11 protein-coding genes and 1 pseudogene are annotated in these 13,634 nt (G+C 38.4%); 3 read left to right on the top strand and 9 right to left on the bottom strand.

Annotation, left to right across the window (positions count from 1 at the left end; all coding sequences use genetic code 11):
- Positions 1-414: 414 nt before the first annotated feature.
- From AC1VS3_RS07205 to AC1VS3_RS07165, 9 genes are all read right to left on the bottom strand, one after another.
- Complete coding sequence (locus AC1VS3_RS07205; protein WP_008687600.1) at positions 415-1,707, bottom strand: immunoglobulin-like domain-containing protein; 1,293 nt, start codon at positions 1,705-1,707, stop codon at positions 415-417.
- A 126-nt stretch (positions 1,708-1,833) separates the two neighbouring features.
- Positions 1,834-3,426 carry an NAD(P)/FAD-dependent oxidoreductase gene (locus AC1VS3_RS07200; protein ID WP_008687598.1) on the bottom strand — a complete coding sequence of 531 codons (1,593 nt, stop codon included), beginning with the start codon at positions 3,424-3,426 and terminating at the stop codon, positions 1,834-1,836.
- Positions 3,427-3,476: 50 nt separating this feature from the next.
- Positions 3,477-4,517 carry an acyltransferase gene (locus tag AC1VS3_RS07195; RefSeq protein ID WP_008687596.1) on the bottom strand — a complete coding sequence of 347 codons (1,041 nt, stop codon included), beginning with the start codon at positions 4,515-4,517 and terminating at the stop codon, positions 3,477-3,479.
- A 70-nt stretch (positions 4,518-4,587) separates the two neighbouring features.
- On the bottom strand, positions 4,588-5,736 hold the full coding sequence (gene alr / locus AC1VS3_RS07190) for an alanine racemase (RefSeq protein WP_008687594.1): 1,149 nt from the start codon (positions 5,734-5,736) through the stop codon (positions 4,588-4,590).
- A gap of 18 nt (positions 5,737-5,754) precedes the next feature.
- The gene (locus tag AC1VS3_RS07185) at positions 5,755-6,819 is read right to left on the bottom strand and encodes a D-alanine--D-alanine ligase family protein (RefSeq protein WP_008687593.1); all 1,065 of its coding nucleotides are present in this window, start codon (positions 6,817-6,819) and stop codon (positions 5,755-5,757) included.
- A complete protein-coding gene (locus AC1VS3_RS07180; RefSeq protein ID WP_008687592.1) occupies positions 6,816-8,213 on the bottom strand; it encodes a UDP-N-acetylmuramoyl-tripeptide--D-alanyl-D-alanine ligase in 1,398 nt (465 codons plus the stop codon). The genes AC1VS3_RS07185 and AC1VS3_RS07180 overlap by 4 nt, the downstream gene beginning before the upstream one ends.
- Before the next feature lie 410 nt (positions 8,214-8,623).
- Complete coding sequence (gene pepD, locus AC1VS3_RS07175; RefSeq protein ID WP_008687591.1) at positions 8,624-10,054, bottom strand: beta-Ala-His dipeptidase; 1,431 nt, start codon at positions 10,052-10,054, stop codon at positions 8,624-8,626.
- 67 nt (positions 10,055-10,121) lie between these two features.
- Positions 10,122-10,292, bottom strand: coding sequence for a helix-turn-helix domain-containing protein (locus AC1VS3_RS07170; RefSeq protein ID WP_213540096.1), 171 nt, complete (start codon positions 10,290-10,292; stop codon positions 10,122-10,124).
- On the bottom strand, positions 10,265-10,837 hold the full coding sequence (locus AC1VS3_RS07165) for a Crp/Fnr family transcriptional regulator (protein WP_008687590.1): 573 nt from the start codon (positions 10,835-10,837) through the stop codon (positions 10,265-10,267). The genes AC1VS3_RS07170 and AC1VS3_RS07165 overlap by 28 nt, the downstream gene beginning before the upstream one ends.
- Before the next feature lie 85 nt (positions 10,838-10,922).
- On the opposite strand from AC1VS3_RS07165, the pseudogene AC1VS3_RS07160 reads away from it, so the two are divergent.
- The 3 genes and pseudogenes from AC1VS3_RS07160 to AC1VS3_RS07150 all read left to right on the top strand — a co-directional run bounded on the left by AC1VS3_RS07160 (position 10,923) and on the right by AC1VS3_RS07150 (position 13,539).
- Positions 10,923-11,801, top strand: a pseudogene (locus AC1VS3_RS07160) (DUF3100 domain-containing protein).
- A gap of 1 nt (position 11,802) precedes the next feature.
- Positions 11,803-12,249 (top strand): membrane protein, encoded by a 447-nt coding sequence (locus AC1VS3_RS07155; protein WP_008687587.1) that lies wholly within the window; start codon positions 11,803-11,805, stop codon positions 12,247-12,249.
- A complete protein-coding gene (locus AC1VS3_RS07150; RefSeq protein ID WP_008687585.1) occupies positions 12,250-13,539 on the top strand; it encodes an amidohydrolase family protein in 1,290 nt (429 codons plus the stop codon).
- The last annotated feature ends 95 nt before the right edge of the window (positions 13,540-13,634 follow it).

Genomic DNA, 13,634 nt, shown 5'->3' with positions numbered 1-13,634 from the left:
ATGGACAAAAATGTTTTAATTATTTTGTGTGTCTACTTGACACAAGCTGATCAAAACAAAGCATAATGATTTTTTTATGCATCCTTTTCCCCTGTGGCATGACTTTACTCAACCCTTTCAAATGTCTATATGATGTTAAAGTATTTTTCTCATCTGTATGAATGATTTCAGGTAACTTTTAAATAATCACAAATACATCATACCTATTTCTACTTAAAAGTTTAGCACGCTTATTTCTCATCGTCAATAAAAATGGTTATTTTATGTATGATTCATTAAGTATATTTACTCTTTCATACAATGTGATTGATAATAGATTGCTTTCCCTATGTTTTCCTAAATAACCTGATCAAATAAAAAAAGCTAGGAATCAAACAAATTGATTACTAACTTAATAAGAAAAAATATGATATATTATTTTATTTCATCCACCGTCGCAAAACGATAGCCTTCCTTCTTCATATTCTTTATAAAGGTATCCATGGCTTCATAGTTTCCTTTATTGCTAGGATGCAAAAGATAGATAGCACCATTATGATAATGATCCATCATTGTCTTTAATGCTTCTTCTCCACTTACATCACTGGCATAATCATAATAAGCGTGACTCCAAAAATACGTACGATAACCTAAATCCTTTACCATTTTCATTGCACGTTCGCTGCCTCCGCCTTTCGGAAAACGAAAGACTTTCTTCATTGGTACTCCGCATACTTCCATATACGTTTTTTCTGTCTCTGTAATTTCCTTAACAAAAGCATCTACATCTTTAGCGTTGGCAAGTGTCGTCATATCATAATGGTGCCAAGTATGATTGCCGATTACATGACCATGCTTCACAAGATCGCGCATAAAATCGGCTTCGTTCTTGATATAGTTACGCGTCAAGAAAAAGGTCGCTTTCACGTCGTTTTTATTTAAGACATCAGCAATTTGTTTGATATAGGTAATATCATTTCCCCCTTCATCAAACGTCAGATAAATAACCTTTTCATCTTTCCCCTGATAATAAGCATCATATTTATCTAATAAGCTTTGCGGTTTTGCGCCAGTAGTCCGTTTATGTTCCTTACTTTTATTAAACCACCATTCTTCTGCAGTATTGTCGTAATCATCATGATTATAATACAGCTTGGTCGTTGTAGGATCTTTACAAACCTGCACTTTACGTGTGACACTGGCAATATTGTTACTAGCGTCTTTGACTTGATAAACAATGTCATAGGTACCTGTTTTTTTCATATTAACATGATGTTTAACCGTTACTTTTTTGGTTAGATCACCATCATAATTATCCTGTGCATGAAAGCCTGGTTCTTGATACGTACCATTCTCAAACACTCGAATCATCTTTCCTTGTTTTAGTGTAATAGTAGGTGCTTTCGTATCAACAACATGTACCGTTCGACTTACTTTTTTATCATAACTATCAAGATGATAGACGATTGTATACGTTCCTAATTTATCTGTATTCAGATTCGAGGTGCGTTTCACTTCATCACTATAATCATGAAATCGATAGCTCGCTATCACTCCGGGATCGCGAAATGATTCATGTACCTGTACCTTCATTTCTTTGTCTCCATCCACTTTTAACAATGGTACGAATAAGCCACTGAAAAAGAGTATTTTAACGAGTACACCTATTACACAAATACCTAAGCATGCCAAAATTCCATAAATCGTATAGCGGCAACGTCTGCTCATATGCATCACCTCATGGTAAAGCGTATGCATAAGCATCATTTTTTATGATTGTTAAGTAGTTTATGATCGTATGTATCCATGCCCATAACATTTATTAAGAATGGTACAAGTTAATCGCATTATTTATTATTCTTGGTGATAATGATACATTCCAATTAATTGCTCACTGCAACGCAAACCATCAATCGCCGCCGATACAATGCCTCCTGCATAACCGGCTCCCTCACCACAAGGATAGATACCTTTGATTTGTATAGAGGTACAATCTTCTTTATTTCTTATCATGCGAATTGGAGAACTGCTGCGTGTTTCCACACCAATCAGTACAGCATCTTGATAGGCAAAGCCTTTCAATTTTTTATCTAATCCTTGTATTGCTTCTTCCATCGCCTCACACACATAGCTTGGCAAGATAGTATGCAGATTTGCCGGTGTTACCCCTAACGCATAGGTTGGTACTACACTGCCAAACCCTTTTGAAGTTTGATGTGCCAAAAAATCCTTAACCAATTGTGCTGGAGCCTTATAAGAACATCCGCCTGCCTGAAATGCTTTTTTCTCTAATGTTTCCTGAAATTGAATCGCTTTTTCCGGGTCATTCCCATAATCCTCAGGACGTATTTGTACCAGCAAGGCACTATTGGCATTTTCTCCATCACGGGCATGCTCACTCATGCCATTTACCACAACGCCACCTTCCATAGAGGCACTTGGCACGACATATCCACCCGGACACATGCAGAAAGTATATACCCCGCGCCCATTGGATGCCGGATAGGTCAAACGATATTCTGCCGCTTTTAAACGAGGATGATTCGCATATGCTTTGTATTGCGCTTCATTGATCAAGCGTTGTGGATGTTCGATTCTGGCTCCTACAGCAAATGCCTTTGGCTCTACTGCGACACCTCGTTTCATCAACATACGCATCGTATCACGAGCGCTGTGACCGATTGCTAAGATTAGTTGTTCACACGGTATCACTTCACCATTTGCCACAACACCACAGACTTCTCCTTTTTCAATCAAGATATCATCTAAACGCGTAGAAAAGCGGATTTCTGCCCCTAAACGAAGGATTTCTTCACGCATGCGTTTCACGATATCACGTAATAAATCCGTACCGATATGGGGATGCGCTGTATATAAAATATCTTCAGGAGCTCCAAAGCGTACAAACTCTTCCAAAATCTTGCGAATGCGTACATCCTTTACTCTGGTAGTTAATTTGCCATCGCTAAACGTTCCGGCACCACCTTCTCCAAACTGCACATTACTTTCGGTATTTAAAATTCCTTCCTTCCAGAAGTGTTCAACGCTTTTTACACGTTTTTCCACACATTCTCCACGTTCTAAGATTAAAGGTTGATACCCCATCTGGGCTAATAACAAAGCTGCGAACATACCGGCTGGTCCAAAGCCAACAACAATCGGGCGATGGACAAGTCCGACAACACCTTTTTTCGGCATGCGATAGCGTTCATCCGGGGTCTTGGTGATATCCTTATGAGGATGTTTTAAGACATTTTCTTCATGTTTGAGGGTACAATCCAGCGTATACGTAAACTGCATATGGCGCCATCTTGCATCAAAGGTTTCTTTATGAATGCGCCAAGATAGTAATTCCTCTGGTGCTATGCGCAATTTTTTAATAATTTTTTCCGGAAGTAACGTCATATCTTCTTCTAACGTTAAATGAATTTGTTGAATACGTATCATAAGTATTTTTCTCCTTTAAAAGGGAAAAGAAAGCCAATCAGCTTTCCTTTCTAAGCATATAAGTGTTTGAAAATAGGGAAATGTTTTGCTAGTGTATAAATAATGAGCGCAAACAATAAGGAAGACAACGCAACAATTCCATATTGTAATAAAGCATTCATCGTTGGAAATAAAGCTGTGACCACAACAACAAACATAAGATGAGATACATAGATCAATAGCGATAACACACGCAAGGTCTTATAAAGCTCTTTGACCTTAAGATCTATGGATAATAAAGTAATAAATAAGAATGCAACCGTTGGTACCAACATCAAATACATACTTGCCAAATCATGCATATATCCTTGTTCTCTTAAGAAAAAGCATTCTCCGAATAAAGCACACAGGGACAATACAAAGCCGATAAAGGGTCCTAAGGTACTGCGGCTTACGACCATGCGCCCTTGCGCAAAATAAGCACCTAAAGAAATAAACAACATACCAAAGAAAATCCCATTTCGCGTTGTCACAAAAAGCTGGATGTAATAATGGTATGCACGACCTATATAAGGTAACTCTTCAATCATCTGTGGATAAACATTACCAAGCATCCCTATGAGATACAAAAGGGCACTGATGATTATCGTTGTCGTCAAGGAAACATAACGACGCAGAACATAAACAGCACATACCGCTACCATCAAAGCTGGTAAAAACCAGAGATGGTAATAACTTCCGGTAAAGAAGAAGTCACGCAGATAGCGCAAGAAAGTCATCGCATGTAATCCATCGCCCCTAACTAACAAATAATTAAATGGCAAATAGAAGATTGACCAAATCAGATAAAGTTTACCTAAACGAAATACATAATGTTTTAAGGCCGTAACATTTGCATAATCATTCCATTCTCTTTCATTATCCAGTTTCGCAAAAAATAAATAACCGGAAATTATGAAAAACAAAGGTACGGCAATTCTGGCGATAATCTGAACCAATACAAAATTTGCTGTCTCATTTATATCCAATAATGGCCCTGTATGTATACAAATAACTAAAAAAGCACTCATAAACTTTGCAATATCTAATGCACAATATGTTTTCTTCTGCATCATTTCCCCTCCTTTATGATCCCTATTACTTAATTCAGCAGATAATTTCATGAAAAATAGCCACTTCTGGCTATTTATAAATTCTTGGCAATCGCGCACTCATCCAACAAAATGTTTCATTATTGATTGTTTGAGCTAATCTAGTTAATTCATCAATCGGTAACTTTTCATCACCGTCACAACCAAATAAAGTAACAACATCGCCTTCTTTGACATGTTCTATATCTGTAACATCTAACATCATTTGATCCATACAAATATTGCCAATGATCGGTACCCGTTTCCCATGCAACAATGCACATGCCCCTTTATTGGAAACACTGCGTGGATAGCCATCCGCATAGCCTATAGAAACTGTGGCGATACAACTGATGCGCTCACTGGTAAAATGGCGGCCATAACTTACACAGACACCTGGCTGAATCGTTTTTACCATTGAAATGTTTGCTTTTAATTGCATGATAGGCTGAAAATCAGGATGCGTGATCGTATCAATGGCATCATCACTTGTCGCACCTAAGAACAATAAGCCCGGGCGTACATAATCATACTTTAAATCCGGATAGTTCAAGATACCATAACTATTTTGTAAATGGCGTATGCCAACATCAATTCCGGCATCTTCCAAATCCTTCAACACCTGATCAAATAACATGATTTGCTTTCTTGTATAAGCCTTATTATCCTCATCCAGACCATCACTTACACTAAAGTGGGAGAAAATGCCATCGACTGCTATATGTGGCAGATGATAAACTTCTTTCACTTCCTCGATACGGTAGTCCTGTTGTTGTGTTATGATGCCCAAACGTGACATTCCTGTATCCACCTTGACATGTCCATGCATGATAACCCCATGCTCTTTACACCATGCATTTGCTTTTTTGGCATAGTCTAAGGATAAAAAGGTTTGGATCAAATCATGTTGAATGACTTGATGAAAATGAACAGGTGGTGTATAACCTAAGATTAAAATTGGCTCACGGATACCGCCTTCACGTAAGGAAATGCCTTCATCCACACTGCTGACACCGAAAAAATCAATGCCACAGCGGCTCAATTCTTTGGCACATGCCACATCTCCATGACCATACGCATTCGCTTTTACGATTGCCATGATCTTGCTGGTAGAGGGCAATAATTTTTGTATTTCTTTTACATTATGGCTGATCTTGGACAGATCAATTTCCAGCCATGCTCTGGTATCGCTCATCAGCATGGTTCTCACCTCTTTTATTTATCTTGTTAATGCAAATGCAATCAATTTGTCTAATAAATCGCCGAATTCAATACCGGCTTCTTTCATCATCGTCGGATAACGTGAAGTATCCGTAAAGCCGGGAATCGTATTTACTTCATTCATCACAATGCTTTGTTGAGGAGTAACAAACATATCAACCCGTGTCATACCTTTACAATTCATAGCACGATAAGCTTTCAAAGCCAAGCTTCTTGCCTCTTCAAACAGCTCTTTACTGATTCTGGCAGGACAGTAGATATGAGAGTCTACCATTTGATATTTCCCTTCATAATCAAAGAATGGAGCGGCTGTTTCAATTTCATCCACACTGCCCGCAAACAACTCTTTATTTCCCATCACCGCACAGCCGATTTCAAAACCTTCAATCGTCGTTTCCAAAATCACCTTGCCACGGCCATCATGATAAAACGCATCCTTCATGCTTTCTTCAAAGTCATCAAAGGAAGCAATTTTATGAATACCGAAACTACTGCCGGCATTGGCCGGTTTAATAAAGATCGGTAAACCTAACTTAGCTTTTGCTTCTTCATAAATATGTCGATAATCCAAATGTTCATCCTCGTATACACACAGATAAGGGGCACAAGGAATACCGGCATTTTCCATGACGATATGCGCCATTTCTTTATCCATGCAAATAGCACTGCTCATATGATCACAGCCGACATAAGGAATGCCACTTAATTCAAACAATCCTTGAATGGTTCCATCCTCCCCATTCTTGCCATGTAGAACAGGGAAAATACAATCCACTGGAAGTGTTTCATAGCTGCCATCTTCCTTTAGTTTAAGAAACCCCTTTTGGGCAGTGGAGCAGGATAAGACACATGGCGTGATATTACCATCCATCCACGTATCATGCTCAATGGCATCTACATCACCATCATATGCAAACCATTCGCCATCCTTGCTGATTCCGATGAAGATCAGTTCATATTTATCTTTATGTAAGGAACGAATCAAGCTTGCTGCAGAGTGCAGAGATACCGGGTATTCGCTTGATTTTCCGCCAAAAATTACAGCTAATTTCAATGTACTCATTTTACTACCTCTTCTTCCTTTTTTACTAATGCATCCACTACTTCATCCAGCTTCATGCCACGACTTCCTTTTACTAACAGCATGCAGTCTTTATGCTCATATGGACGAAGATAACAGATTAATGCTTCTTTATCCGTAAAGTGTTCAATATGTACACCTGTTAAGTTATTAAATGCTCCTTGTGTGATATAACGCGCCATATCACCAATCGTTAAGACTTCATTTAAATGGTACTTCGCTAAATCTTTACCTAATGTATAATGAATCATATCACTGGTGTCACCTAGTTCCAGCATATCACCTAATACCGCAATCTTATAAGGAACATCAAATTCTTCCATGGTATCTAAAGCTGCCAATGCACTTTGTGGATTTGATTTATAAGAATCATTTAAGATCAAACACTTACCAAAATCAACAAGCTCATTGCGCAATCCTGTTTTTTCAATATTTTGATAACCTTCTCGGATTTCTTCTACACTTAAACCTAACGCTTTCGCTGCAATCCAGGCAGCTGTTGCATTCATCGCTTGATGCTTACCAATCATATCTACATGATATGGACACACATCATCATTTAAACAGAAACTGACACCTTCACGTTTTTGCGTGATATGCGAAATCACATAGTCATTCTGTGGCTTCACTCCAAAGGTGCGGATACGAATATGTCCAGGAATCTGTGCCTGGGTGACCGCATTTTGCAAGATTTCCTGATCACCATTGTAGATAAACAAGCCATGCTCTTTTAATCCTTCAACAATTTCTAATTTCGCTTTAGCGATATTTTCCATCGTTTTCAGATTTTCTAAATGCGCAGTACCTACATTTGAAATAATCGCAATATCCGGTTCTACCATATGCGTCAGAAAAGATAATTCCCCTAAATTTTCCATTCCCATTTCAATAACAGCTGCCTCAACATTTTCACTCAAACTTAATAAGGTTAAGGGAACACCTATCTCATTATTATAATTGCCCAATGTTTTTTGCGTGATGTAGTGTTCTTGAAGCAATGATGCTAAGATATCTTTGGTACTCGTCTTTCCATTACTGCCGGTAATTCCTACCACTTTCATATTTAGTTGATGCCGATATGCCTTTGCTAAGTCTTGCAAAGCTTTTGTTGTATCTTCAACTAAAATAACAACGACCTCTTTGGGAGGATTCGGCTCTTTTCGTTCCCATAAAACAGCTTTTGCCCCATTCGCAATCGCTTGTGCAACATATGCATGTCCGTTATTCTTCACACCATGGATTGGGATGTATAAGTTTCCTTCCACGACCTTGCGAGAATCAATACAGACACCCTGAATCTTTTCTTCAATAGCCCCATTTTCTATATAGTCCGCATCCAACATACGGATAATTGCATCAATTGATCGTATAATCATGAACCTTACGTCCTTTCATTAACATCTTAATATCTACACATATCTTGTTTTCGTGTGATATGTTCCGCATTTTATTATAGCATAACCCCTCCAACTTGAACCAAAGAATTTTCATAATTTCCTTATATTATCGTAAGAATTCCCACATCCATTTTTTTACAGCGCTTTCATGCCGAAAGAATCCCTAACCATAGGAAAGTTCTACCTAAAAAGCAAAAACATCTGTAGAAAGCTAAACACATAGCTACATTTGCATTTACAAAGCTTTATAACAAGGTTAACCATCGAACATATGAAAAAAACATATCGGCATCTTCCCATGTAAGCAAGCTTACCTTGCATAGCATTCACTCATTCATACCATAAAAAAAATCAGACCATATGTGATCTGATCATATTTTCGGATGCGCTTATAAGTTTTCCAGGAAAATCTTTAAAAAGATGTAAGTTCTATCAAAGCTATCCATATCTAAGCGTTCTTGTGGTGTATGAATATCTTCCATCAGCGGTCCCATCGTTACGATTTCCATGTTTGGATTTAAGGCTTTAAACACACCGCATTCTAAACCTCCATGTACGGCTAACAGCGTTAATTCTTTTCCATAAATATCCTTGCATACACGTTTCATAACTTCTCGCAATTCGCTTTTTTCATCATAGCTCCAAGCTGGATAGCGTGCCTCATGTTTTGTTTCAAAACCAAAAGCCTCTGCTAAAATATCCATAGTGATTGCTAAATCATCCACATAAGATTCCAAAGCCCCTCGTAAGGAAACATTTAACATGACTTCTTCATCGCAATGAATGACTGCAAGATTACTACTGGCAGTACTTAATCCTTCAATGCTCATACTGTGATGATGTAAACCATCTGGCACACTAAGCATTAGTTTTAATAAATTTTCACTATCTTCAATGGACATGGCTGTTTTTGCTGATGTTTCATAAAATGCGACTTCCATATTCGCATCACTAAATTCCAATTCCTTTTTTATTAACGCAGTCATTTCCTGGACTGTTTTTTCCAATTTTATAAAAGGTGCATCACTAAAGAAAACAGCTGATGCTTCACGTGGAATTGCATTATCCTTGTCACCGCCATCCATCATATGCAACTGCATATCAAATTTTGCATTTACTGCATATAATATGCGTGCTAATAAACGATTGGCATTTCCACGTTCTTTATCAATTTCACCGCCACTATGGCCACCTTTTAACCCCTTTACATCTAAACGATATGCCTTTTCTTGCATAGGCACTTGCAGATTTGGACGTGTGAAGATTACATTCATACCTCCTGCCGATGAAATACAGGTTGCGGTTTCCCCACCATCATCTAAATTGATCATGCGATTTGCATGCAATTGTTCTTTCTTTAATGCCAATGCACCAAATAATCCTACTTCCTCCTGTACGGTAAAAATGCATTCCAGCATTGGATGTTTGGCCTCTTGATCATCCAATAAAGCCAGCATATATGCCACACCGACACCATCATCCGCGCCTAGCGTCGTTCCTTCCGCCATTAAATAACCGTCTTCCAGTTTTAACTTTAAAGCATCCTTTGCAAAGTCAAAATCCACATCGCGATGTTTCTCACAAACCATATCCATATGAGCTTGTAAAATGATCGGTTCATGCTCTTCATAGCCCTTGCTTGCCGGCTTACATATAATGACATTATTCATTTCATCACGTTCATACGTAAACTGATGTGCTTTTGCGAATTCTTCTAAATAAGCACTATATGCCTCCTCATGAAAAGAACCATGAGGGATACGCGTCATCTCTTCAAAATACTTTTGATGAGCAAATGCATGATTCAAAATAGTTTCCATTTTATACATCCTCCATAAACATAGTGTTATTGTACCACATTCTCTTTGAATTACCATGAGATACGCCTTATTGTTTCACATTCATCTGCCGATAATACCCAATTCGCTCCTTAGCGCACTTCAACTGTTTCGGCGACATTGTGATTTTCCCCTTCTGTATAGCAAACAGACCTTCCTCTTTCAATCTGGCAATCGTACGATTTAATGTTTTTACACTGATGCCAATTTCTTCATACAATACATTGCGTGTTTTTTTAACGACGATATGCATTGCCTGCGGATCTTTAAAAAGGCAGATTCCACATAATTGATCAGATAATCCAGTAATAAGAATTGGGGAGGATAAAACAGCTTTGCCCCACGATTATAACTCGAACGATATAGTTTTAAGGCAACTTTTGCCGCAACCAGACGCAAAAAGTGTATATCCTTAGCAATCCAATCTTCAAAATCTTGCCTGCTTAAGTATAAAATGATACTTTCTGTAATTGTCTCAATCGTCACGCTGGTTTTCGGCATGCCTGCTAAAATCGTTACTTCCCCAATGAAATCTATCGGTTCATTTTTTTCAATCATAAATATATTGCCATTCTCAAATTCATTAATGACCCGATGTTCACCACTGGCGACAATTCCAAAATAGTCAAGCGGACTATCTTTTTGATGAATGATATATCCACTTGGATGTACCTTGATGATAAGACGCTTTTTATATTCTTCAGGCATATACGTAAGATAGTCTTTTAATTGGGGCACGATATGATATACTTCTTCCAATGTCACAGTATCACCTTCATCATTGATTGTATCATGAAAATAGTAAAAATTTTCCTTGAAAATAGCCCATTTGTCCTTTTTTTACCTAATTATGATCTGTTACCATTACAAGGAACAAAAGAGAAAGAGGAAGAAGGTTTATATGAAAAAAGAAAAGTATTCATATCGTTCTTTACAAGAACGCTTGCGGCAGGAATATAAATTATATCTGCTGGCTTTTGTATTTATCGTGATTGCAGATGGTATTGGCGTAATCAAATTACCGATTTGGAAAGGAACTTTTATCCTATTCCCCATCTTTTATGCAATTCTTATGGGGGTATGTGCAGGACCATGTGTTACAAAGTTCATTAAGCGAAAAGAGGTCAAAGCTGCCAGTAAATTGGTTATTGTTGCGATATGTCCTTTTATCGTCAAGTTAGGCGTTAATGCCGGAGCCAGTCTAGAAACCGTCATTTCCGCCGGACCTGCCTTATTATTACAAGAAATCGGTAATTTAGGAACCATCTTCTTAGCATTGCCAATTGCCCTATTGTTAGGTCTAAAAAGAGAAGCTATTGGAGCCACACACTCAATTAATCGAGAAAGTAATCTGGCATTGATTACCGATATGTTTGGTCCGGATTCACCAGAAACCAGAGGAAGCTTATCCATCTATATCGTTGGTGGCATGATTGGAACGATTTATTTTGGTTTTCTGGCTTCTATGAGCGCTGCCACTTCGTAATTTCATCCCTATGCCTTAGGGATGGCTTCCGGTGTAGGGGCCGGTATCATGATGGCAAGTGCTACCGCATCTTTATCCACGATTTATCCGACGATGGCAGATCAGCTTTCTGCATTAGCCAGTGCCAGTGAAACCATCAGCGGAATCACAGGAATTTATGTTGCCATCTTTATTGGTATTCCCTTAACAAAAAAATTATATGACATCTTAGCACCACGCATTAGCAGAAAGAGAGGCGAATAACATGCGCATACAAGAATGGATTTTTTTATTTATCGTAGCTAGCTGTGGCATTGCCTTAGCTAATTTTGTCGGATTTCAAGTTGGACTCATAGAGTCATTACCAGGTATTGGCATCCTATTCGTTTTATCTTTATGTGGTGTTGTCATTAGTAAAGTATTACCTATACGCTTACCCATCGTAGCCTACTGTTCCCTATTAGGGTTATTAGCAGCATCCCCCCTTTCTTTCTGTCGGGAATTTGTCATTACATCCGTTAATCAGATCAACTTTACGGCACCTTTAACAATGGTAGGGGCATTTGCCGGTATCTCTATTAGCGATCAGTTAAAAGAATTCGCTGCCCAGGGATGGAAAATGATCATCATCGGCCTCTTGGTCATGACAGGAACTTTTTTAGGTTCAGCCGTAGTTGCCCAGATAATGCTGTCCATCACAGGAGCTATCTAAATGCTGTTACAAGATATTGCTTATCTGGATGAAACGATGGAGGTTAAAGAACATCAAGATATCCGTATTCAAGACACATGTATTCATGAAATAGCAAATCATGGCTGCTTAACTCCTTATCCAAAAGAAGAATGTTTATCCGGAAAAGGCTTGCTTGTAATGCCTGGTTTATGTGATGCTCATATGCATACCGGGCAACAATTGTTAAAGGGATGTGTCTTAGATGCATCCGGAATGATATGGAAAGATATCATGTTACCTTTTGAAAGTACGCTGACAGATGAAATCATGCAGTTAAATGCTGAATTGGCTGCTCTTGAAATGATACGTAATGGTACGACCTCGTTTTTAGATGCCGGCAGCTACCATATGGATGCCGCAGCTAAGATCTATGCACAAAGTGGTTTGCGGGCACAGTTAACCTGTAGTACGATGGACGATGCAAGTCTTCCCATCCAAATACAGGATGATGTAGAGAGCGCTTTGGCTAAAAATGATGCTTTTTATGATACGTGGCATCAAAAAGGCAATTTGAAAGTCAGCTATTCCCTACGCACGTTATTATCTGTTAGTGAGCGTTTGATTAAAGAAATACATGCTCATGCCAAAGCCCGTAATGCTTTATTGCAAGTTCATATGAATGAATATGAACAAGAGGTACACGCTGTTATTGCAAAATACGGTATGCGTCCATATACCTATCTTGATCAATTAAAGATTCTAGATGAGCGCTTTGTAGGCGCCCATTCTCTCATCGTAGATGAAGAAGAAATATCCCTGATGCAGAAGCATCATACACATGTTGTACTATGCCCTTTCAGTAATAGTGCCAAAGCTTTGGCACCCTATCCCACCTTAAAAAAGCAGGGTCTTTTACTTGCCTTAGGCAGTGATGGAAGTGCTCATGGAGGCTTAAGCCTGTGGAATGAAATGCGTCAGCTTCGTTGTATGATTCATGTGACACATGGCATCGCAAACCATGATCGTCATATTTTAAGCGCCAAAGAACTCTTGCATATGGCCATTACAAATGGGACAGCCCTTATGCAAGAAAAAAATTTGGGTTGTATCAAACCCGGCTATTTAGCCGATCTGATATTTCTTAATATCCATCAGCCTCATCTTTATCCCAGCGGCAACCTTACAAACACTTTAGTAGAATGTGTGGAAGGGCATGATGTGCTGCATAGTATGGTCAATGGAAAATGGCTGATGAAAGATCATAAGATATTAACACTCGATGAAAAAGCTATTTTCCAAAAAGCCGTTGCCTTTCAAAGAAAGTCATAAATATTAAATCTATTCAATATTTTCGTAAACATCAATATAGGAAACAGAAGCAAGAACATTTTATCTATCATTCATGCTTCTTTTTTAATAGGTAT

The sequence above is a fragment of the Longicatena sp. genome, from assembly GCF_982403165.1.
The sequence above is the reverse complement of the archived record's forward strand: the minus strand, read 5'-3'. Positions and strand labels throughout refer to the sequence as shown.